Raw genomic sequence first — 21,616 nt, 5'->3', positions numbered from 1 at the left:
CGCACCCGGGCCCGCCCCGCGTGCCAGCATCCGGCAGACGCACGGGGCCGGCCCGGACCGACCGCCGGCGAAGCGGAGAGGAACCGACATGGGTACGTACGCGGTGACCGGCGCGGCCTCCGGCATGGGCCGGGCGTCCGCCGAGCGGCTGCGGCGCGACGGGCACACAGTCGTCGGCGTGGACCTGCGGGACGTGGAGGTCGTCGCCGACCTCTCCACGCCGGCCGGGCGCGCGGCGGCGGCGACCGAGGTGCTGGAGCGCGCCGGAGGGCGGCTCGACGGGGCGGTCTGCGCCGCCGGGCTCGGCGGCATCCCCGGCCGGGACCGGCTCGTGCAGCAGGTCAACTTCTTCGGCGTGGTGGAGCTGCTCGAGGCGTGGCGACCGGCGCTGGCCGCCGCCGGCAACAGCAAGGTGGTGGTGTTCGGCTCGAACTCCGTCACGCTCACCCCGATGGTGCCGGAGCGCGCCGTACGGGCCCTGCTCGACCGCGACGCCGACAGGGCGCTGCGCGTGGTGGGGCGCTTCGGCAAGCGCTCGGCGCCGTTCGCGTACGCGAGTTCGAAGCTGGCGGTGACGCGGTGGGCACGCCACGCCGCGATCTCGCCGGAGTGGGCCGGCGCCGGCATCCGGGTGAACGTCCTGGCCCCCGGCATCATCGCCACCCCGCTGCTGGAGGAGCAGATCGCCCGGGGCGAGAAGGAGGCGGTCGAGGGGCTGCCGGTGCCGATCGGCGGGCGCGGCAGGCCGGCGGACGTCGGCGAGTGGGTGGCGTTCATGCTGTCGCCGGCCGCCGACTTCCTCTGCGGTTCGGTGATCTTCCTGGACGGCGGCTCGGACGCCTACTTCCGCACCGACGACTGGCCCGTCTCCACCGGGCCGGCCGGGGTGCTGCGTTACATGCGGCGCGCCAAGGCGTGGCGCCGTGGAAGCAGCGCGCAACCGAGCGCGAGAGGATCTCGCGCAGTAGGTTGAGCGGGTGACTGGACGGTTCCCGATCGAAGACGTCTCCCCCGTCGTCTCCTGCGGTCGCTACCCGGCCAAGGCGGTGGTCGGCGAGGTCGTGCCGGTGTCGGCACGGGCCTATCGCGAGGGCCACGACGCGCTCGGGTGCAACGTGGTCTGGCTCGGCCCGGACGGCGCGGCCCGCCCGTTCACCCGGATGCGCCCCGGCGAGCCCGGCCAGGACCGCTGGCACGCCACCATCCGCCCGGACGCGGTGGGCCTGTGGCGCTTCGCCGTGGAGGCGTTTCAAGACCCGTACCTCACCTGGCAGAACGCGGTCACCAAGAAGCTCGCCGTCGGCCAGGGCGCGGCCGAGCTGGCGAACGACCTGGCCGAGGGCGTACGCGTGCTCACCGCCGCGCTCGACCTGGTGCCGAAGGTCGACCGTGATCGCGTACGCGAAGCCGTGCGGGCCCTGGCCGACGACGGCCTGGACCTGCCGCGGCGGGTGAGCGCGGCGCTGGATCTGGCCGGCCTGCTCTGGGAGCACCCGGTCCGCGAGCTGGTCACCACCGGCGAGGAGCGCACGCTCTGGGTGGACCGGCCGCGGGCGCTCTTCTCCGCCTGGTACGAGTTCTTCCCCCGCTCCGAGGGCGCGGTCCCGGCCACCGTCGACGCGCCCGCCCGTTCCGGCACGTTCGCCACCGCGGTCGAGCGGCTGCCGGGTGTCGCGGCGATGGGTTTCGACGTGCTCTACCTGCCGCCGATCCACCCGATCGGCCGGGTCAACCGCAAGGGCCGCAACAACGCGCTCACCGCCGGGCCGGACGACGTGGGCTCGCCGTGGGCGATCGGCGCGGCCGAGGGCGGCCACGACGCCATCCACCCCGACCTGGGTACGCCGGAGGACTTCCGCGACTTCGTCGCGGCCGCCGCCGAGCAGGGGCTGGAGGTGGCGATGGACCTGGCGTTGCAGTGCGCGCCGGATCATCCGTGGGTCACCGAGCACCCGGAGTGGTTCACCACCCGGGCCGACGGCAGCATCGCGTACGCGGAGAACCCGCCCAAGAAATACCAGGACATCTACCCGCTGAACTTCGACAACGACCCCGAGGGCATCCGGGCCGAGGTGCTGCGGGTGGTGCTGCACTGGGTCGGCGAGGGCATCCGGATCTTCCGGGTGGACAACCCGCACACCAAGCCGTTCGACTTCTGGCACTGGCTGATCGCCGAGGTCAAGAAGGTCGACCCGGATGTGCTGTTCCTGGCCGAGGCGTTCACCCGGCCGGCGATCATGCACGGCCTCGGCAAGATCGGCTTCACCCAGTCGTACACCTATTTCACCTGGCGCACGACGGCGGCCGAGATGCGGGAGTACTGCGAGGAGCTGGTCGCCTCGGTCGACTGGATGCGGCCGAACTTCTGGCCGAACACGCCGGACATCCTGCACTCGTCGTTGCAGCACGGCGGGCCGCCGATGTTCAAGATCCGGGCGGTGCTGGCGGCGCTGCTGTCCCCCTCGTGGGGCATGTACGCCGGGTTCGAGCTGTTCGAGCACGTGGCGCGGCCGGGCGCCGAGGAGTACCTGGACAACGAGAAGTACGAGCTGCGGCCCCGGGACTGGGACGCCGCGCTGACGCAGGGCCGGTCGCTGGCGCCGTTCATCACCACGCTGAACCGGGTACGCCGGGACAACCCCGCCCTGCACCGGCTGCGCAACCTGCGGTTCCACGACATCGACAACCCGGCATTGCTGTGCTGGTCGAAGCACGACCCGGAGACCGGCAACACGGTGATCGTGGTCTGCTCGTTCGACTCCCGCGAGGTGCAGTGGGGCAACACCACGCTCGACATGCCGGCGCTCGGCCTGGACTGGCACGAGCGGTTCACCGTGCGCGACGAGCTGACCGGCGCCGAGTACGACTGGGGACAGCGCAACGCGGTACGCCTGGACCCGTACCTGCAACCGGCGCACGTGCTCACCGTGCGCCGCCCGGCCGCACCGGCCCCCGCCGAGCCGGAGCACCCGGCCGCGCCCGACCTGACAGTGGAAGACGTACCCGCCGACCTCTCCGGCGGCACCGCCCCGACCGCACCGGCCGACAAGGACGACGCCCGATGGACCAGCTGATCGCCGGCGAGGTACACGACCCGCACGCCGTGCTCGGCGCGCATCCGGCCGACGGGAGCACCACGATCCGGACGCTGCGCCGGGGCGCGGGTGAGGTGACGGTGCTCGCCGACGGCGAACGGCACCCGATGAAGCGGGTGCACGACGCCGGTGTCTTCGAGGCGGTGCTCCCCGGCGAGGTGCTCGACTACCGGGTCGAGGTGGACGGCACGCCGCACGACGACCCGTACCGTTATCCGCCCACGCTCGGCGACCTCGACCTGCACCTGATCGGCGAGGGCCGGCACGAGCGGCTCTGGGCGGCGCTCGGCGCCCGCGTCTTCGACGAGGGCGTCGCGTTCACCGTCTGGGCTCCCAACGCGCGCGCGGTGCGGCTGATCGGCGACGTCACCGGCTGGGCGCCGGACGACGGGTGGCCGATGCGCTCGCTCGGCTCCAGCGGCGTGTGGGAGATCTTCGTGCCCGGCATGCCGGTGGGCAGCCGCTACAAGTACCGCATCCTCGGCGCCGACGGCCGGTGGCGGGACAAGGCCGACCCGATGGCCGCGCGCACCGAGGTGCCGCCGGCCACCGCGTCGGTGGTGCACGAGTCACGGTACGAGTGGGGTGACGCGGACTGGCTCGCGCGCCGGTCCCGGCAGGCGCCGCACCAGGAGCCGATGAGCGTGTACGAGGTGCACCTGGGCTCGTGGCGACCCGGCCTCGGCTACCGGGAGCTGGCCGAGCAGCTCACCGCGTACGTGCTGGAGATGGGCTTCACCCACGTGGAGTTCCTGCCGGTGATGGAGCACCCGTTCGGCGGCTCGTGGGGTTACCAGGTCACCGGCTACTACGCGCCGACCGCCCGGTTCGGCGACCCGGACGACTTCCGGTACCTGGTGGACCGGCTGCACGCCGCCGGCATCGGCGTGCTCCTGGACTGGGTGCCGGCGCACTTCCCGAAGGACGAGTGGGCGCTCGCGCGTTTCGACGGCACCCCGCTGTACGAGCACCCCGACCCGCGTCGCGGCGAGCACCCCGACTGGGGCACGTACGTCTTCGACTTCGGCCGCAACGAGGTGCGCAACTTCCTCGTCGCCAACGCGCTGTACTGGCTTGACGAGTTCCACATCGACGGGCTGCGCGTGGACGCGGTCGCGTCGATGCTCTACCTGGACTACTCGCGGCAGGACGGGCAGTGGGCGCCGAACGTGCACGGCGGCCGGGAGAACCTGGAGGCGATCGCGTTCCTCCAGGAGGTCAACGCCACCGTCTACCGGCACCACCCGGGCGTCCTGATGATCGCCGAGGAGTCCACCGCCTGGCCCGGCGTCACGAAGCCGACCTCGGAGGGCGGGCTCGGGTTCGGCTTCAAGTGGAACATGGGCTGGATGCACGACACCCTGCTCTACACCTCGAAGGACCCGATCTACCGGCAGCACCACCACCATCAGCTCACGTTCTCGCTGGCGTACGCGTGGAGCGAGAACTACGTGCTGCCGATCAGCCACGACGAGGTGGTGCACGGCAAGGGGTCACTGGCGGGCAAGATGCCCGGCGACACCTGGCAGCGGCTGGCCACCGTGCGAGGGCTGCTGGCGTACATGTGGGCGCACCCGGGCAAGCAACTGCTGTTCATGGGCTGCGAGCTGGCCGACGACAGGGAGTGGAGCGAGGAGCGGGGCCTCGACTGGTACCTGACCCACGACCCGGCGCGCGCCGGCGTGCAGCGGCTGGTGGCCGACCTGAACCGCGTCTACCGGGCCAGCCCGGCGCTCTGGGCGCAGGACACCGACCCGGCCGGCTTCCGCTGGATCGCCGGGGACGACGTCGCCAACAACGCGGTGTCGTTCATCCGGATCGCCCCGGACGGGCAGACGCTGGTGTGCGTGGCGAACTTCTCCGCGACTCCGCTGGAGGACTACCGGATCGGCCTCCCGGCCGCAGGTACGTGGGCGGAGGCGCTGAACACCGACGCCCACCACTACGGCGGGTCGGGCGTGGGCAACCTGGGCGAGGTGCACGCCGAGAACGTGCCGTGGCACGGCCTGCCCGCGTCGGTGGCGCTGCGCGTCCCCCCGCTGGGCGTCCTCTGGCTCTCCCCCCGCTGACCCCGTGCCGGCCCCGCGACCCCCGCTGATCATGAAGTTGGCGGCACTCTAAGAGATCCACAACGCCGTCAACTTCATGATCGACGCGGAGAAGCAAAAGACGGTCAGACCAGGTCGGCTTCGCGCAGCAGCTTCCAGAGGCCGGCGCCGTCGGGGGCGCTCAGCCACTTCTGGCCGATCGGGCCCGACGACGAACGGCCCGCCGGTGCCGGGAGGCTGCCTGCGAGCACCGACTGGGTCGGGGACAGTTGCCGGATCGCCACCCCGGCCACGTGGTCCGGGTGCGCTGCGGCGAACTCCCGGTAGATCTCCGGGTCGTGCTGTCCGTCGTCGCCGATCAGCAGCCATCGCACCTCGGGGAACTCCCGGGACAGCCGGGCCAGCGTGGCCCGCTTGTGCTCCCGGCCGCTGCGGAACCACCTGTCCGCGGTCGGCCCCCAGTCGGTGAGCAGCAGCGGCCCGGCCGGGTAGAGGTGCCGGGACAGGAACCGGGTGAGCGTCGGCGCGACGTTCCAGGCGCCGGTGGACAGGTAGAAGACCGGCGCGCCCGGGTGGGCGGTGGCCAGCCGCTCGTACAGCACCGCCATGCCGGGCACCGCCGTGCGGGCGTGCTCGTCCAGCACGAACGTGTTCCACGCGGCGAGCAGCGGCCGGGGCAGCGCGGTCACCATGACCGTGTCGTCGATGTCGGAGAGGATGCCGAACCGGACGGCCGGGTCGAGCACGCGGACCAGCGCCTCCACCGGCTCGGCGTCGGCGACGCTGAGGCGTACGCAGCCCCAGCCGGGGGCGAAGTCGGCCTCGATCACGGTGTCGACGAAGCCGCTGCGGTCGGCGGTCACCTCCTGGCGCACGCCGTCGGCCTCGATGGTCACCTTCACGTGCTTGGCGGGCAGCGTGGCGAAGCTGCGCCAGCCCCGCACCTTGTCCAGCCGGCCCCGCCGCCGGGTGTCCGGACGCCCGAGCAGCACGCGGCAGAGCACGCGCGCCCAGCCGGGGGCGCCGTAGCCCGCGTACGCGATGATGTTGGGCTGCCACCCGGTGCGCCGCAACCGGCGCTCCACCAGGCCGTGCACGGCGTCCTCGAAGCGCGCGGCGCGGTGCAGTTGCGGAACGGCAAGCTGGTCCGGTGGTGTGGGCGGCACACGGCAACAGTGCCACAACCGGACCGGCCGGGCCACGCGAGTGATCCACGCCGATCCGACCCGGCGGCGGGCGCCGCCGTGACAGACTGCGGTCGGGACGACGACGGGGGCGTTTGTCGTGTCGACGACGAAGCGGGACCGGGTACTGCCGCGTCCGGACGCGCCGGCGCTGGTGGCGCTGCTGCTCGGCGTCGCGGCCGTCGGCTACCGGCTGGTGCTGACGCTGCTCACGGTGCCCGCGTCGAACAGCGACGAGGCCACGTTCGGCCTGGCCGCGCTGCACATCGCCGAGCGCGGTGAGCGGCCGGTCTTCCTCTACGGCCAGCGCTACATGGGCGTGCTGGAGTCGTACCTGGCCGCGCCGCTTGTCGGCTGGGCCGGGCCGAGCTGGCCGCTGCTGCGGCTGCCCCTGCTGGCGCTCTTCGCGGTCTTCCTGTGGCTGGCGTACCGGCTGACCCGCCGCCTGTTCTCCCCCTGGCTCGCAGTGGTCGTGGTGGGCCTGCTCGCGCTCGGCTCGGAGCGGGTGGTCCGCGACCAGCTCACGGTGGTCGGCGGCCGTCCGGAGGTCAAGCCGGCGGTGCTGGCGATGCTGCTGATCGCGGTGGCCCTCGGCGACCGGCGGATCCGGCACCACTGGCTGGCCACCGGCGCGTTCGGGCTGCTCGCCGGGCTGGCGCTGTGGTCGGACTGGCTGATCGCGCCGTACCTGCTGGTGGCGGCGGTGGTGCTCGCCGTGGCGGTGCCCCGGGATCTGATCGGCTGGCCGGGTGTGCTGCTGGTGGTGGGCTTCCTGGCCGGGATCGCCCCGGTGGTCAAGGACAACCTCGTCGCGCCGCCCGGGCAGGACTCGCTGTCGGTGTTCCGCGAGATCAGCACCAAGGAGGGGGTCGCGCCGTCGCTCGCCGAGCGGCTGCGCGGCGGGCTGCTGGAGGGGGTGCCGCTGGCGTCGGGCATGTGCCCGATGGACGGCTGCGCGCGCTGGGCGCAGTGGTTCGGCGTGCTCTACCCGGTGCTGCTGGTGGCCGCCGCCGGGCTCGGGCTGCTCGCGTACCGCCGGGCCGCCGACCACGCCGCGCGGGTCCGGGCCGTGGCGATCCTCGCCCTGGTCGTGGGCGCGGCGCTGACACTTCTGGCGTACGTGCGCAGTCCGCTCGCCGCGACCGACCCGCTCGGCAACGCCCGCTACCTGTCGGTGCTCCAGATCTCGCTGCCGGCCGTACTGTGGCCGCTCTGGCTGGCCGCCGCGCACGCGGTGCGGGGCACCGCCGGACGGGCGGCCCGGCTGGGCGGCGCCACGGCGGCGGCGGTGCTGGCCGGGCTGACCGCCGCCACCGTCGCCGGGACCGTGGCATTCCTGACCGGTGTGCCGGGCGTACGGGACGAGGAGCGTACCGCCCGCCGCCTGGCCGACACGGTGCGGCAGGCCGGTCTGCACGAGGTGTACGGGGACTACTGGACCTGCAACCGGCTGATCTTCAACACCGGGGAGACCGTCGCCTGCGGTGTGCTCGACGGCGCCCTCACTCCCGGGCAGAACCGCTATCCGGCGTACTGGCAGCGGGTGGCGCGCGCGGACCGGCCCGGGTACGTGGTGGCGGCCGGCTCCCCGGCCGAGCGCACGCTGCGGCGGCTGCTGGGAGACCGCGCCGACGCGGCGGTGGTAGCCGAGGTGGGCGGTAGTCGCGTGTACCACCCCGAGCGTGCCGTCCGGCCGTGGCGCTGACCCCGGCCCGTACGCTGTGCCGGTGCTCATCCTGCTGCCCCCGTCGGAGGGGAAGGCCGAGGCCGGCACCGGCCGCCGGCTGGACCTGTCCCGGCTGTCCCTGACCGAGCTGAACCCGGCCCGGGAGGCGGTCCTGACCGCGCTCGTCAACCTGTGCGCCGGGCCGGGCGAGACGGCGGCCCGGACCGCGCTGGGCCTCACCGAGGGGCAGCGCGGCGAACTGCGGCGCAACGCCCGGCTGCGGGAGGCGGCCACCGCGCCGGCCGGGCGGCTCTACACCGGCGTGCTCTACGAGGCGCTCGGTCTGGACACGCTGCCGCCCGACGCGCAGCGGGCGGCCCGCCGCCAGGTGCTGATCAGCTCCGGCCTGTGGGGCGCGGTACGCCTCGCCGACCGGATCCCGCCGTACCGCTGCCCGATCGGAGCGCGGCTGCCGGGGCTCGGCGCGCTGTCGGCGTACTGGCGGGAGGCGCTCGGCCCGGTGCTGGAGCCGGCCGCCGGACGCGGCCCGGTGCTGGACCTGCGGTCCGGCGCGTACGCGGCCACCTGGACGCCGCGCGGCGCGCTCGCCGAACGCACGGTGACGGTGCGGGTGCTGCACGAACGGATCGTGGACGGCACGCCGACCCGGTCGGTGGTGAGCCACTTCAACAAGGCCACGAAGGGCCGGCTGGTGCGGGATCTGCTGCTCGCCGACGCCCGGCCGCGTACCGCCGACGCCCTGGTGGGGGCGCTGCGGGAGCTGAAGTACACGGTCGAGGAGGCGCCCCGGGCGGCCGGGCGGCCCCGGCAGGTCGACCTGGTGGTCACCGAACTCTGAGCCGCGGGCTTCCCGCAAATTTTGCTCAAGGCTGGGGCGCATCGGTTCCCGGTCCGGCGCTCGGCAGCGACGGTAGAGGTACCCCGACTCTGACCGAGGAGCCGCGCCGATGCTCACCACGCTGCTCGACCGCCCGCGCCCGTCGCCGCCGCCACTGGACTGGCTGACCCTGACCGACGCCTTCGAGGTCGCCTGCATGGTGCGCTGCACTCCGCCGCCGGCCGCCGACGTCCGCCGTCTCGACTCCGGACCGCACCGGGGCGGGATCGCCGAGTTCAACCGCGAGGACGCGGCGCAGCGGATGCGGCAGCTGCTGGGACGCCTGGACGTGCCGGTGGAGCACGAGCTGACCACCGGTGGCCTGCGCCGCCGCTACGAGCTGCACCGGTTGTCGGTGCCGCCGCCGCACCGGGCGGCGTACGCGAATCTGCTGGCCGCGGGCTGGCGGCAGGGACGCCGGGAGCTGCTCGGCGGGCCGTTCCCCGGCGCATCGGCGCCGCGGCGGCTGTGGCGGCCCCGGCTGGCCGCGGCGGCCTGGCGGGCCGCGCTGCTCGCCGGTGGCCGGCACGTCCGCCGGCACTGCCTCGGCATCCGGCTCGCCGACCGGGACCTGGCGGCGGTGCTGGTACGCGGCGCGGCGCTGCTGGACGTGCCGGCGGCACTGCGGCCGGGCTCGGGCTGCTTCCTGGTGGTGGTACCGAACGGCGAGCACCGGCAGCGGATCACCGAGAGCGCGGAGCTGGCCCCGGCGAGCTGACCGGCCCCGTGCGGGCTCGCGCGGCGGTGCCCCCACCGTGCGGGCTTGCGCCGTGACGGGTGCACGGCGCAGAGTGCAGCCCGTGAGCCGACACTGGCCTGTGCGCGCCGCCGCCCCGCTCGTGCTGGTGCTGCTGCTCGTCGCCGGGCTGGCCGGATGCCGGGACGAGCCGTCCGAGCCGACCCGGATCCGCATCGCCACCGGCAGCCCGACCGCCGTCTACCACGCCTTCGGCCAGTCGCTGGCGTCCCTGCTCAACCGGGAGGTACCCGGCGTACGGGCCGAGGTGGTGGTCACCGCCGCGTCGGCGCAGAACGTCCGGCTGGTCGGCGCCGGGGAGGCGGAGCTGGGCTTCACCCAGGCCGACGTGTTGCCGCCGCGCGAGCCCGAACATCCGTCGGTGCTCGCCGTGGCCCGGGTCTACGACGACCTGCTGCACCTGGTCACCCGCGCCGGCGGGCCGATCCGCACCCTCGGCGACCTGCGCGGCCGGCGGGTGTCGGTGGGCGCCGACGGCTCCGGCACCGAGATCACCGCCAGCCGCCTGCTGGAGGTGGCCCAGCTCGGCGGCAACCGGGTCCGCCAGGAGCACCTGGGGCTGGACGACTCGGTGGCGGCCCTGCGGGACGGGCGGATCGACGCGTTCTTCTTCTCCGGCGGGCTACCCGTACGCGGCGTCGCCGAGCTGGCCCAGCGAACCTCGCTGCGGATCGTGGACCTCGGCGACTGGACCGAGCCGCTGCGCCGGGCGTACGGGCAGGTCTACGTGACCCGGGACGTGCCGCGCTCGGTGTACCGGGCCGACCCGGTCAGCACCGTGGCGAACCCGAACTACCTGATCGTCCGCGCCGACCTGCCCGCCGCGCTGGTGCGGGAGGTGACCCGCCTGCTGATGGACCGCCGGCAGGAACTGGCCGCAGCGCACCCGGCGGCGGGACGGATGAGTCCCCGGTCGGCGATCGTCACCACTCCGCTGCCGCTGCATCCGGGCGCGGCGCAGTGGTATCGCGCCGCGAAGCCCTGACGTGGGTCAGCACCGGACCGGCGCGTCGGCGGGCGCCGGGAACCACAGCTCGGCGACCAGGCCCCGGGGCTCGCCCTGGCGCATGGTGAGCCGGCCGTCGGAGGCGTCGACGAGCACCGCCGCGATGGTCAGCCCGAGGCCCACGCCGTCCACGTTCTGCGCGTCCGGCGCCCGCCAGAACCGCTCGGTGGCCTGGTCGAGCTGACTGGCGGTCATGCCCGGACCGGTGTCGCTGACGGTCAGCACCGTCCCGCCGCCGACGGCGCGTACGGTCACCGTCACCTCTCCCCCGGTGCCGCTGAACTTCACCGCGTTGTCGATCAGGGCGTCCAGCGCCTGGTCGATGGCGGTCGGCACGGTCCGGGCGTACGCCGGCGCGTCCTCGGCGTCGAGGCGGAGCGTGACCTCCCGGTGCCGGGCCAGCGGCAGCCAGGCCGTCACCCGGGAGGCGGCGGTGGCGGTGGCGTCCACAGTGACCCGCTGGTTCTCCTCCCGCTCGGCGCGGGCCAGCGTGAGCAGCGCGTCGAGCACCGTGGCGAGCCGGTCGGTCTCCTCCAGCGCGAGCCGGTGCTCGGCGCGCCCGTCCGGGTCGGTGAGGCTGGGGCCCAGTTCCTCCACCCGCAGCCGCAGCGCGGTGAGCGGGTTGCGCAGCTGGTGGCTGGCGTGCGCGACGAAGGCGCGTTGCCGGTCCATCACGTCGGACACCGCGTCGGCCATGTCGTTGAAGCTGGTCGCCAGCCGGCGCAGCTCGGGCGGCCCGAGTCCGGCGCGGACCCGCGCGGCGCGGCGGCCCTCGGCGATCTCGTGGGTCACCGCGTCCAGCTCGGTGACCGGGCGCAGCACCCAGCCGGCCAGCCCGAACGCGGTCGAGACGCAGGCCAGCACCGCCAGCAGCCCGATGCCCGCCAGCAGCAGCCACCACACGGTGACCGTGCGGCGCACACCGTCCGCCGGGCTGGTCGTGACCACGGCGCCGAGCACCTCGCCGCCGTCGTTGATCGGCACCGCCGTCACCACCGGGCCGCCGACCCAGGGCCAGACCGACTCCGGGCCGCTGAACTGCTGCCCGGACAGCGCGGTGTCGAGCGCCGGGCCGGTGCCCGCGCCCGGCTCCCACCCGGACGAGGCCACCACGGTACGGCGGTCCCGGTCCACCACTGCCGCGCCGATGCCGTAGAGCGCGTCGTAGGCGGCCAGTTCCCCGTCCAGCGGGCCGGGGCTGCCGCCCCGCAACGCGGGCCCGGCCAGCGAGGCGAAGCGGGTGGCGTCGGCGAGACGGTCGGCGCGGACCCGGTCGGTCTCCCGGGTCGCGAGCGTGGCCGCCAGCGGTGTCTCCAGGGCGATCAGGACCAGCACCATCAGCAGCAGGTAGCTGATCACCAGCCGGCGGCGCACGACCCGGCCCTCACGCCTCGCGGAGCCGGTAGCCGACCCCGCGTACGGTCTCCACCAGCGTCGGGTCGCCGAGCTTGCCGCGCAGCGACCCGACGTGCACCTCCACGGTGTGCCGGTCGGCCCAGGTGGTGCCCCACACGTCGAGCAGGATCCGCTCGCGCGGCACCGCCACCCCGGGCTGGCGGGCCAGGGACAGCAGGATGTCGAACTCCTTGCGGGTGAGCGAGACGTCCCGGCCGGCCACCGTCACGGTCCGGCCGCCCACGTCGATGCGGACCGTACCGGCCTCGATCAGGTTGCGCTGCGGCGCGGTGTGCGCGGCCCGGCGCAGCACCGCCTCGATCCGCGCCTGCAACTCCACCATCGAGAACGGCTTCACCACGTAGTCGTCGGCGCCCAGCCGCAGCCCCAGCACCCGGTCGCGTTCCTCGCCGCGCGCGGTCACCGCGATGATGCCGAGCCGGCTGCTGCGCCGCCGCAGCTCGCGGCACAGGTCGGTGCCGTCGCCGTCGGGCAGCCCCAGGTCGAGCAGCACCAGGTCGCAGGGGGCGGCGGAGAGCGCGGCCGCCACCGTCGCGGCGTGTTCCACCTGGTAGCCGCGCCGGGTCAGCGCGGACGACAGCGCGGCGGCGACCCGGCGGTCGTCCTCGACCAGGAGGATCCGCACCCGTTCCTCCCTCGAGTCGACGTGTTGCCCTGGGAATGGTGGCAGACGCGCCGCCGGGACGCGAGGCCGCTCTAGGCTGCTGCCGTGATCTACAAGATTCTCTCCGACGACGAGTGGGCGCAGGCGCGGGCGGACGGGCGGTTCGCCGGCACCGCGATGGACCGCCAGGACGGCTACGTCCACCTCTCCGCCGCCGACCAGGTGGTGGAGACCGCGCGCAGGTTCTTCGCCGGGGTCACCGGCCTGACCCTGCTCGCGGTCGACGAGGCCCGGCTCGGTGACGCGCTGCGCTGGGAGGAGTCCCGTGGCGGCGCGCTGTTCCCGCACCTGTACGCGGCGTTGCCGGTGGACGCCGTGGTGGCCACGCACCCGCTGCCGGCCGACCGTCCGGCCGCCGACGCGGTGGCCGAACTGCTCGGGTGAGCGCTCGTTATGCTGCGTCGAGCCCGCCCGACGGCGCGACGCGCCCTGGCATGTGATGCGAGTTGAGATGACTGACAGCAACGACCGGTCCGCCTCCGTCTTCGTCCACCCGACGGCCGACGTGGAGTCCGGCGCCCAGGTCGGCGACGGCACCAAGGTCTGGCACCTGGCGCACATCCGGTCCAGCGCCCAGGTCGGCGCCGGCTGCGTGATCGGCCGCAACGTCTACGTCGACGCGGGCGTCACCGTCGGCGACCTGGTGAAGATCCAGAACAATGTCTCGGTCTACCAGGGCGTGACCATCGAGGACGAGGTGTTCGTGGGCCCGTGCGCGGTGTTCACGAACGACTTCCGCCCGCGCGCCCAGAATCCGGACTGGACGATCACCCCGACGCTGGTCCGCCGGGGCGCGTCGATCGGCGCGAACGCCACGCTCGTGTGCGGCATCGAGGTCGGCGAGTACGCGATGATCGCCGCCGGTTCGGTGGTGACCCGCGACGTCAAGCCGTACCAGCTGGTGGCCGGCAACCCGGCCCGCCCGAAGGGCTGGGTGGACGCCAAGGGCGAGGTCATCTCCCGCGACGTCGACAACCCGCCGCAGCAGGGCTGACCGGACGGACAGGGGCGACGACCGGCGCGGTCGTCGCCCCTGTCACCGGTACGCCTCAGCCGCAGAGCCGGCCGATCTCGTCCCGGAACCGGTCCATCGGGTTCGACCCGGCCGGTCCGAGCAGGTACTCCTTCAGCTCCCGCCGCGCCCCGGTCATCGGGTCGTCGCCGGTCCGGGTCACGTCGAGGATCTTCGCCAGCTCGCCGCAGTCCGCCGAGAGCAGGTACGCCGCCCGCGCGGTCGGGAACTGCCGCCGGAACTCGTCCTCGGGCAGGCCGGCCGGATTGGCCACCACGTACGGGCGCTCGCTCTGCACGAAGTCGGAGACCACGCTGGACACGTCGCTGACCAGCAGGTCGGTGACGTTGAAGCAGTCGAACAGCCCCGGGGTGCGGCCGGTGACCACGAGGTGCGCGGCGCTGTCCAGCGAGGACGCGTCGGTCTCGCCGCCGGCCGCCTTGATCCGGGCCACGATCCGCTCGTGCACAGCACGGGCCTTGGGCGAGCGCGTGCCGGTCAGCGGGTGCGGCTTGTAGATCACCCGGACGTCCCCGGCGGCGAGCAGGCCGGACACGATCCGCTCCCCCATCAGCACGAGCGAGGTGTGGTACGGGTCGTCGTCGAGCCAGCCCTCCCAGGTCGGCGCGTACAGCACGGTGAACCGGTGGTCGGCGGCCCCGGAACCGAACGTGTGCACCCCGGCGAGCTGCGGCCGGCCGATCTCCACGATGTCGCGGTCCAGCACGCCGACGTCGGCGCGGGCGTACCGTTCCCGCCCGGCCGGCCCGGCCACCCAGACCTCGTCGTACACCTTGCTGTACGGGTTCACGCTCGCCTGCTTGTCGCTGTCGCCGTGACCCACGAAGACGTGCTTGACGCCCGGCTCCCGCAGCAGGTGGATGTTGGCGCCGACGTTGGCGGCGTACAGCGCCACGCGCAGCGAACTCAGGTCCAGGTTCATGAAGTCCACGCCGGCCGGCACGCAGATCACCGGCAGCCGGGTGTCGGCGAGCTGCCCGAACGCGTCCGCGGCGCGCAGCAGCACGACGGCGCGGCGGCCGGTCGCCTCCACCGGCGCGAGCCACATGTTGGCCTGGTAGACGTCCTTGGCCGGGCCGGCGAAGTAGAGCGCCACCTCGGGCCGCTCCCGGGCCATCCAGTCGTGCACGGCGGGCAGCACACCCGGGGCCCTGCCCCGGCCGCGCAGCGCGGTGAGCGCCAGCACCGCGGCGGTGACCAGGCCGGCGGCGAGCGTGACCAGGCCGGTGACCACCACCGGGGCGACCCGGTCGAGCGCGGCGGCCACCACCGCGGCAGGCACCAGCAGCACGTTCAGCAGCGGCATCTGCAGCCCGGCCAGCCGCCGCGCCCAGGCCGGCGGCACCGGCACCCGCCGCAGCGCGCCGAGGTCGATGTTGCGGGTGTACGCCGGCGGGTCGACCCTGCCGTCGATCACCTTGGTCACCGCGCCGGTGGCGACGGCTACCGTCCACAGCGCGGCGGGCAGCAGTAGGACGGCGACGGTGCCCGCCACGCCGGGACGCACCGCGGCGACCACCAGCAGGGCTACCGACAGGTCCCGCACCAGCCGCCGGAAGGTCGTGCCGAGACCGGCCTTGTCCAGCAGCGTGGCGGTCCCGGTGTGCCGCCCGGCCAGGGCCAGCTCACCGGCGACGGCGACCACGGCGGCCACCGCGTACGGGACCACCAGGCCGAGGACTCCGGCGAGGACCATGACCGCGTAGCCGAGAAGCGTCGCGCCGACCGCGGCGAGACCCTGCTGGCTGCGTACTCTGCTCAACAACGAACGCTCCCTGTCTGCCCCGCCGATGTCGGTCCGAGTCGATCTCCGACGGCTGCGACCCTAAACGGATCACATGACACAAGTATTGCCGGGGTGTCCGGCAGGTGAACTGCGGACGGCGTCATGACGATGACGGCATGCGACGGGCCCCGGCCGTCCGAGAACGGCCGGGGCCCGACGAAAGCGCTGGGGTCAGCCCCCGATGACCACCCGGCGCACGCCGGTCCAGCGCGCCGGGTCGGTGACCCGGCGGCCGTCGACAAGCACCGTCACGCCCGGCAGGTCGGCCGGGGCGAGGGTGCGGTACTCCGCGTGGTCGGCCTGGATCACCGCGGCGCCGACCGGCTCGCCGTCGTACCCGGGCAGGCCGTGCGCGACCAGTTCCTCGTTCGTGTACATCGGGTCCGAGACGTACGGCACCGCGCCCCGGCGGCGCAGCGCCTCCACGGTCGGGAAGACGCCGGAGAACGCGGTCTCCTTCACGCCACCCCGGTAGGCGGCGCCCAGCACCAGCACGCCCACCCCGGTCAGGTCGCCGTACGCGGCGGCGAGCAGGTCGACCGCGTACTCCGGCATGGCCGCGTTGGCCTCACGCGCCGAGCGGACCACTGTGGCGGCCGGGTCGTTCCACAGGTACATCCGCGGGTAGATCGGGATGCAGTGGCCGCCGACCGCGATACCCGGCGAGTGGATGTGGCTGTACGGCTGCGTGTTGCACGCCTCGATGACCTTGGTGACGTCCACGCCGACGGTGTCGGCGAAGCGGGCGAACTGGTTCGCCAGGCCGATGTTCACGTCCCGGTAGGTCGTCTCGGCGAGCTTGGCCAGCTCGGACGCCTCGGCCGAGCCGAGGTCCCACACGCCGTTGGGCCGGTCCAGATCGGGGCGCTCGTCGAAGTCGAGCACCGCCTCGTAGAACCGCACGCCGTGCGCGGCCGACGCCTCGTCGATGCCGCCGACCAGCTTCGGGTAGCGGCGCAGGTCGGCGAAGACCCGGCCGGTGAGCACCCGCTCCGGGCTGAACACCAGGTGGAAGTCGGTGCCGGCGGTCAGGCCGGAACCCTCGGCGAGCATCGACGCCCACCGGTTACGGGTGGTGCCGACCGGCAGCGTGGTCTCGTAGCTGACCAGCGTGCCCGGCTTCAGCCCACGGGCGATGGCCCGGGTGGCGTCGTCCATCCAGCCGAAGTCCGGCACGCCCTCGGCGTCCACGAACAGCGGCACGACCACGACGACCGCCTCCGACTCGGCGACCGCGGTGGCGGTGTCGGTGGTGGCCGACAGCAGGCCGGCGGCCACCGCCTCCTTGAGCTTGACGTCCAGGTCGGCCTCACCCGGGAAGGGCACGGCACCGTCGTTGACCAGCTGGACGACCCGCTCGGAGACGTCGGCGCCGATCACCCGGTGCCCCTTGGACGCGAACTGCACGGCCAGCGGCAGACCGATCTTGCCGAGCGCGACGACGCAGATGTTCATGAACTACTTTCCTCCAGAGGGCCAGATTCGGCGCAGGCGGGCAAGGAACCGACCGGGGGTCACCGGCGTGATCGCGACGATCACCTGGCCCTTGTGGTTCGTGGTGGGCGTGACGAGGTGCCAGCGGACACCGCGCCGGGCCACCAGCCGGGGTGCGGCGACAGGGCGTTCGGTGCGCAACGGCGCCGAGCCCGTCCCGCCCAGGGCGGAGACCTCGGCGCGTACGATACGACGCTCACCTGTCCCCGCGACGACCGCCAGCAACCGGTCCACCGCGAAGTCCGTCCGTACGACGGTACCGGGGCCGGACGCCTCGACCGACGTGACACCCGTCAGATCGCCCACGCTGACCCGCAGCGCCTCCGCGTTCAGCTCGGCCAGCTCGGCCCAGCGGCTGCGCGCGGTGACCACCAGGGCCCGGGCCCCGGCGGCGTCGCGTCCCCAGGCCAGCCCGGTCGCGGTCAGCTTGGCCAGTATCGCGGCGGCCCGGTCGGTGACGTCGTACCAGTCGTCCGGGTAGCCGAACGCCGGGTCGCGGAAGCCGACCTGGGCGGCGTACCAGCGGTCACCCTCGATGATCACCTCGGGCAGCGACCGGTCGGCGTGCTGGCCGACGATCGTGCGCAGCGCGTCGAGGTCGCCGTCCCGCGCCACCGCGACCCGCAGCCGCTCCTCGGGTGCCATCCGGGCGGTCACCCCGTCGGTCAGGTACGCCTCGGCGAGCTTGCGGATCCGGTCGTGGACCTGCCGCTGCACGTCCGGGGAGAGGGCGAGGAACTCCGCGCGGAGCAGCTTCGCCACCTCCCAGGTGAAGTGACGCACCAGCACCGCGTCCCGCCGCGGGCCGGGCTCGATCAGCCCGGCGACGAAACCGACGAGTTCCTCGGCGCAGCGCAGCCGCTCCTCGAACCGGCTGGCGTACGTGATGTTCTGGGCGTTGTCCCGCTTGACCGCGTAGTAGTACTCGTAGTCGCCGAGGACCGACACCTTCTTCGCCCGGAAGCACGCCTCCAGCGTGAACGGCTGGTCGCTGCCCATCGGCATGTCGGTGCGGTACCGCAGGCCGTGCCGCTCGATCAGGTCCCGGCGGAACAGCTTGGTGTTCGACAACGACCAGGGCAGGTCGCTGCCGAACAGGTCGAGCCGCTCCTGGGTGGTGGCGTACACGGCCTGGTGCACGTAGCGCTTGTTGGTGCCGACCATCCGGCCGAGCACCACGTCGGAGTCCCACCGGTCGGCGGCGTCGACCAGGCGCTCCAGCGCCTCCGGACCGAGGTGGTCGTCCGAGCCGATGAAGAAGACGTACCGGCCGCGGGCGTGGTCGAGCGCCACGTTGCTCGGCGCCGCCGGACCGCCGGAGTTGGCCTGGTGCAGCACCCGGACCGTGCCCGGGTACCGCTTGGCGTAGCGGTCCAGTTCGGCGCCGCTGCCGTCGGTGGAGCCGTCGTCCACGGCGACGACCTCCAGCCGGTCCAGGCCGATGGTCTGCCCGACCAGCGAGTCCAGGCAGGCGGTCAGGTACGGCATGGTGTTGTAGACGGCGACCACCACTGTCACGTCCGGCCCGCTCACGCCCCCACCTCCACCTGCGCCGGCTGCACCGGTGCGTGCGCCGCCGGCGCCGGCCGGGGCGGTGCGTCCGGCAGCAGCCGGGAGTAGACCTCGTCGAGCACCCGCGCCTGCGCCTCCCAGGTCCAGCCGGCCAGCAGGCCCGGCCGGTCGTACGCGGCGCGGTACCGCTGCGGGTCCGCGAGCACCGCGGTGACCGCGCGGACGAAGTCGGCCACGTCCTCGGCGCGGAACACCTCGCCCTGACCGGTCTCCCGGACAGTCTCGGCCATGGTGCGCACGTCGGACACGACCAGCGGCAGACCGGCGTGTGAATACTCGAAGAACTTGGTGATCAGCGCGATCTCGTGGTTCGGCCAGTGCTGGATCGGGATGACGCCGACCTGTGCGCCGCTGAGGAACCGGACGACCTGGTGGTGCGGCACGTACGGCAGCACGTGCAGCCGGTCCGCCACGCCCAGCTCACCGGCCCGGGTGACGAGGCCCCTGACGTACGCCGAGTCGGGCTTGTTGACCACGAACGCGACGTGCGCGCCGGGCAGCCGCGGCAGTGCCTCGACCATCACGCCGAGGCCGCGCTTGGCGGCGGCCACCCCGCTGTAGACGAGCAGCGGCTCGTCCGGTCCGAGCCCGCAGCGGGCGCGGATGTCCGGCACCGGCTCGGCCGGGTCGGCCGGCAGCTCCGCCACCGCCGGGGCGTTCAGCACGACCGCCGGCCGTTCGGCCAGCCCGTGCTCGGTGCGCAGCAGGTCGGCCAGGCCACCGGAGACGGTCATGGTGGCGTCGGCGTACGGCACGTACTCCCGCTCGTGCGCCACGTTGCCTGGTAGCCAGCGGGCGTTGTCGCGCCACGGCTGCACACCGGGAAGATATTCGTGGGCGTCCCAGAGCAGGGCGATCCGGCGGCCCTTCGCGGCGGCCCGGACCTTCGCGCGGGCGCCGACGCCGAGCATCCGGAAGTCGTTGGCGTGGATCAGGTCCGGCGCCAGCTCGTCGACCACCGGGCCGTAGGCCAGTTCGTAGTCCCACAGGCCCGGTTCCAGGCGCCGCCACGCGCCGTCGCCGCGCAGCCCGCGCCAGAACATGGTGTACGCGCGGTCCCAGGGGCCGTCCAGCTTGCGGCCCTTGCGGGCCCGGGTGAGCTGACGGTTGCGGAACCCGACCCACTTGCGGGTCAGGCCGGACAGCTTCTCCTCGGCACGCAGCGCGGCCCAGGGCAGCCCGCCCGGCCGGCCCGCGCCGGACTCGCGGGCCGCGACGGTGAGCGCCGCCCGGCGGACCGCCAGGTCCGCGCGCCAGGCCTTGACCGCCTGGGTACGGTGCGCCGCGATGCCGCTGGGCGGATAGGCGAGCGGGTGCCGCAGCCAGGCCCGGCGGAACTCGTGCCGGCGGCGGGCCAGCGGCTCGGGCATCGGCACGAGGCGTACCTCGGCGGCGCCGAGGCGCCAGCTCTGCGGGCTGCCGACCGGCGCCCGCCCGAGCAGCACCACGTCCCAGCCGGCGTCGGCGGCGGAGCGGGCCGCCTTCTGCACCCGGGAGTCACCGATGACCCCGTTGTCCACCAGCATCACGACCCGTCCCCGGGTGCCCGCCGCTGCGGTCGTGCCGTCAGATCCCATTCCTGCCCGTTTCGTCGTCGCCAGCACCGCGCCCGCGGACCCGAGCGAGTCTACGACAGCGGATCGGGCCCGGACGTCCGCCGCCGCCGGTGCCCCCCGACCTGCTGTGACTGTTGCTACCCTCCACCCTGTCCAACGACCGGCGCCCGCTCCGGGTCGTTCGCCGGGTCGCCGGCCGCGCCACGCGGGCCCTCGGCCAACCCCAGCTCAGCGCGAACGGGACCGCACAATGGACGTGGTGACCACCGAGGAACCCCGCCGGCCCGCACCAGCCCCGGCGACCGAGCCGGCCACAGCCGATCGCGCCCGGCCCGGTCCCGTCCGGCGGCTGCGCGACGCCGCCCGGGACGCGGCGCCCGCGCTGGCGGTCTACGCGGTGATCCGGCTCGTCGGCGTCCTGGCCGTCTACGTCTGGGCCCGCTCGCTCAACCTCTCCCCGGTGCGCGAGCTGACGCTGTCCGACGCGACGTACTACCTCGCCATCGCCCAGCGGGGCTACGACGGGTACGAACGGGTGCAGAGCGACATGGCGTTCTTCCCGCTCTACCCGGCCCTGATCGGCGTGGTCGAACGGGTCACCCCGCTCGGGCCGCGTACCGCGGGGCTCGCGGTGGCCGCGCTGGCCGGCCTGGCGGCGGCCTGGGCGCTGTACGCGATCGGCTCGTACCTGCACGACCGTCGCACCGGCGTGCTGCTCGCCGCGCTCTGGGCGGCGAGCAGCACGCCGTCGTGCAGTCGATGGCCTACAGCGAGACGCTGTTCACCGCGCTGGCCGCGTGGACGCTGTACGCGCTGCTGCGTCGGCACTGGCTGACCGCGGGCGTGCTCTGCCTGTTCGCCGGTCTGACCCGGCCCACCGCCTCGTCGCTGATCCCGGTGGTCGGCCTGGCCGCGCTGCTCGCCGTGGTCCGGCGCCGGGACGGCTGGCGCCCGTGGGTGGCCATGATGCTCGCCCCGGCCGGCTGGCTCGCCTACCTGGCCTGGGTGGGCGTCCAGACCGGGCGGCCGGACGGCTGGTTCCACATCCAGTCCGCCGGCTGGCGCAGCCACTTCGACTTCGGCGTGGACACGTTCCGGCGGGGACGCGAGGTGCTGGCGGTGTCCGCGACACCGCAGATGCTCGTGGTGAGCCTGGTGCTGCTGCTGGCGCTGATGTTCTTCGTGCTCAGCGTGATCGACCGCCAGCCCTGGGAGTTGCTGCTGTTCAGCGGGCTGATGCTGGTCACCACGCTCGGCGCGGCGGGCTACTACCACTCCAAGGCGCGGTTCCTGGTGCCGGCGTTCGCGCTGCTGCTGCCGGCCGCCGTCGGCCTGGCCCGGGCCGGGCGGGCCCGGGCCGTCACCGTGCTGGTCGCGCTCACCGCGTTCTCGACCTACTTCGGTGGCTACCTGCTGCTCATCTGGACCCGGTCGCCGTGAC

18 protein-coding genes are annotated in these 21,616 nt (G+C 74.0%); 11 read left to right on the top strand and 7 right to left on the bottom strand.

All coding sequences use genetic code 11. The annotated features are described in order from the left end of the window. Positions 1 to 88 precede the first annotated feature (88 nt). The 3 genes from O7546_RS08380 to glgB are packed head-to-tail and all read left to right on the top strand — an operon-like array spanning position 89 to position 5,164. The gene (locus O7546_RS08380; RefSeq protein ID WP_194800908.1) at positions 89 to 973 is read left to right on the top strand and encodes an SDR family oxidoreductase; all 885 of its coding nucleotides are present in this window, start codon (positions 89 to 91) and stop codon (positions 971 to 973) included. A 4-nt stretch (positions 974 to 977) separates the two neighbouring features. Further along, positions 978 to 3,074: an alpha-1,4-glucan--maltose-1-phosphate maltosyltransferase gene (locus tag O7546_RS08375; RefSeq protein WP_281600697.1), complete on the top strand. Its 2,097-nt coding sequence runs from the start codon at positions 978 to 980 to the stop codon at positions 3,072 to 3,074. Beyond that, positions 3,062 to 5,164 carry a 1,4-alpha-glucan branching protein GlgB gene (gene glgB / locus O7546_RS08370; protein ID WP_269696496.1) on the top strand — a complete coding sequence of 701 codons (2,103 nt, stop codon included), beginning with the start codon at positions 3,062 to 3,064 and terminating at the stop codon, positions 5,162 to 5,164. The genes O7546_RS08375 and glgB overlap by 13 nt, the downstream gene beginning before the upstream one ends. A gap of 104 nt (positions 5,165 to 5,268) precedes the next feature. Here the strand turns inward: glgB and O7546_RS08365 are convergent, their stop codons facing one another. Continuing rightward, positions 5,269 to 6,309 carry a phosphatase domain-containing protein gene (locus O7546_RS08365; protein WP_269696495.1) on the bottom strand — a complete coding sequence of 347 codons (1,041 nt, stop codon included), beginning with the start codon at positions 6,307 to 6,309 and terminating at the stop codon, positions 5,269 to 5,271. A 118-nt stretch (positions 6,310 to 6,427) separates the two neighbouring features. Between O7546_RS08365 and O7546_RS08360 the strand changes: the two genes are divergently transcribed. The 4 genes from O7546_RS08360 (at position 6,428) to O7546_RS08345 (ending at position 10,633) form a co-directional block, all read left to right on the top strand. Next, on the top strand, positions 6,428 to 8,032 hold the full coding sequence (locus O7546_RS08360; RefSeq protein ID WP_194800904.1) for a hypothetical protein: 1,605 nt from the start codon (positions 6,428 to 6,430) through the stop codon (positions 8,030 to 8,032). Positions 8,033 to 8,048: 16 nt separating this feature from the next. Beyond that, positions 8,049 to 8,852, top strand: coding sequence for a peroxide stress protein YaaA (gene yaaA / locus O7546_RS08355; RefSeq protein ID WP_269698064.1), 804 nt, complete (start codon positions 8,049 to 8,051; stop codon positions 8,850 to 8,852). 109 nt (positions 8,853 to 8,961) lie between these two features. Next, positions 8,962 to 9,609 (top strand): hypothetical protein, encoded by a 648-nt coding sequence (locus tag O7546_RS08350; protein WP_194800902.1) that lies wholly within the window; start codon positions 8,962 to 8,964, stop codon positions 9,607 to 9,609. 82 nt (positions 9,610 to 9,691) lie between these two features. Then, the gene (locus O7546_RS08345) at positions 9,692 to 10,633 is read left to right on the top strand and encodes a TAXI family TRAP transporter solute-binding subunit (RefSeq protein ID WP_194800901.1); all 942 of its coding nucleotides are present in this window, start codon (positions 9,692 to 9,694) and stop codon (positions 10,631 to 10,633) included. A gap of 6 nt (positions 10,634 to 10,639) precedes the next feature. Here the strand turns inward: O7546_RS08345 and O7546_RS08340 are convergent, their stop codons facing one another. Together O7546_RS08340 and O7546_RS08335 are read right to left on the bottom strand one after the other, a co-directional pair. Further along, entirely contained in the window at positions 10,640 to 12,028 is a 1,389-nt protein-coding gene (locus tag O7546_RS08340; RefSeq protein ID WP_194800900.1) for a HAMP domain-containing sensor histidine kinase, read from the bottom strand. Positions 12,029 to 12,038: 10 nt separating this feature from the next. Continuing rightward, positions 12,039 to 12,695 carry a response regulator transcription factor gene (locus O7546_RS08335; protein ID WP_013285276.1) on the bottom strand — a complete coding sequence of 219 codons (657 nt, stop codon included), beginning with the start codon at positions 12,693 to 12,695 and terminating at the stop codon, positions 12,039 to 12,041. 84 nt (positions 12,696 to 12,779) lie between these two features. Here O7546_RS08335 and O7546_RS08330 point away from each other — a divergent pair, with 84 nt between their 5' ends. Both O7546_RS08330 and O7546_RS08325 read left to right on the top strand, forming a co-directional pair. Then, positions 12,780 to 13,118 (top strand): DUF952 domain-containing protein, encoded by a 339-nt coding sequence (locus tag O7546_RS08330; protein ID WP_194800899.1) that lies wholly within the window; start codon positions 12,780 to 12,782, stop codon positions 13,116 to 13,118. Positions 13,119 to 13,185: 67 nt separating this feature from the next. Then, complete coding sequence (locus O7546_RS08325; protein ID WP_135239227.1) at positions 13,186 to 13,728, top strand: acyltransferase; 543 nt, start codon at positions 13,186 to 13,188, stop codon at positions 13,726 to 13,728. 55 nt (positions 13,729 to 13,783) lie between these two features. On the opposite strand, the gene O7546_RS08320 is transcribed toward O7546_RS08325, so the two are convergent. The 4 genes from O7546_RS08320 to O7546_RS08305 form a co-directional block, all read right to left on the bottom strand. After that, positions 13,784 to 15,532 carry a CDP-glycerol glycerophosphotransferase family protein gene (locus O7546_RS08320; RefSeq protein WP_194800898.1) on the bottom strand — a complete coding sequence of 583 codons (1,749 nt, stop codon included), beginning with the start codon at positions 15,530 to 15,532 and terminating at the stop codon, positions 13,784 to 13,786. A 192-nt stretch (positions 15,533 to 15,724) separates the two neighbouring features. Next, complete coding sequence (locus tag O7546_RS08315) at positions 15,725 to 17,008, bottom strand: nucleotide sugar dehydrogenase (RefSeq protein WP_135239225.1); 1,284 nt, start codon at positions 17,006 to 17,008, stop codon at positions 15,725 to 15,727. Between the two features lie 3 nt (positions 17,009 to 17,011). Next, complete coding sequence (locus O7546_RS08310; protein ID WP_194800897.1) at positions 17,012 to 18,580, bottom strand: glycosyltransferase; 1,569 nt, start codon at positions 18,578 to 18,580, stop codon at positions 17,012 to 17,014. After that, positions 18,577 to 20,145 (bottom strand): glycosyltransferase family 4 protein, encoded by a 1,569-nt coding sequence (locus O7546_RS08305; RefSeq protein ID WP_194801045.1) that lies wholly within the window; start codon positions 20,143 to 20,145, stop codon positions 18,577 to 18,579. The genes O7546_RS08310 and O7546_RS08305 overlap by 4 nt, the downstream gene beginning before the upstream one ends. 289 nt (positions 20,146 to 20,434) lie before the next feature. On the opposite strand from O7546_RS08305, the gene O7546_RS08300 reads away from it, so the two are divergent. Then, a complete protein-coding gene (locus tag O7546_RS08300) occupies positions 20,435 to 21,010 on the top strand; it encodes a hypothetical protein (RefSeq protein WP_281600696.1) in 576 nt (191 codons plus the stop codon). Then, a complete protein-coding gene (locus tag O7546_RS08295; RefSeq protein ID WP_281600695.1) occupies positions 20,935 to 21,615 on the top strand; it encodes a hypothetical protein in 681 nt (226 codons plus the stop codon). The genes O7546_RS08300 and O7546_RS08295 overlap by 76 nt, the downstream gene beginning before the upstream one ends. The last annotated feature ends 1 nt before the right edge of the window (position 21,616 follow it).

It is taken from the genome of Micromonospora sp. WMMA1976, from assembly GCF_027497335.1.
GTDB lineage: Bacteria > Actinomycetota > Actinomycetes > Mycobacteriales > Micromonosporaceae > Micromonospora > Micromonospora aurantiaca.
The sequence above is the reverse complement of the archived record's forward strand: the minus strand, read 5'-3'. Positions and strand labels throughout refer to the sequence as shown.

Excerpts from the sequence above, each read along its gene's own strand:
- O7546_RS08380 (WP_194800908.1), top strand. The coding sequence starts at position 89 with ATGGGTACGTACGCGGTGACCGGCGCGGCCTCCGGCATGGGCCGGGCG.
- glgB (WP_269696496.1), top strand. The coding sequence starts at position 3,062 with ATGGACCAGCTGATCGCCGGCGAGGTACACGACCCGCACGCCGTGCTC.
- O7546_RS08350 (WP_194800902.1), top strand. The coding sequence starts at position 8,962 with ATGCTCACCACGCTGCTCGACCGCCCGCGCCCGTCGCCGCCGCCACTG.
- O7546_RS08325 (WP_135239227.1), top strand. The coding sequence starts at position 13,186 with ATGACTGACAGCAACGACCGGTCCGCCTCCGTCTTCGTCCACCCGACG.
- O7546_RS08315 (WP_135239225.1), bottom strand. The coding sequence starts at position 17,008 with ATGAACATCTGCGTCGTCGCGCTCGGCAAGATCGGTCTGCCGCTGGCC.
- O7546_RS08305 (WP_194801045.1), bottom strand. The coding sequence starts at position 20,145 with ATGCTGGTGGACAACGGGGTCATCGGTGACTCCCGGGTGCAGAAGGCG.
- O7546_RS08295 (WP_281600695.1), top strand. The coding sequence starts at position 20,935 with ATGGCCTACAGCGAGACGCTGTTCACCGCGCTGGCCGCGTGGACGCTG.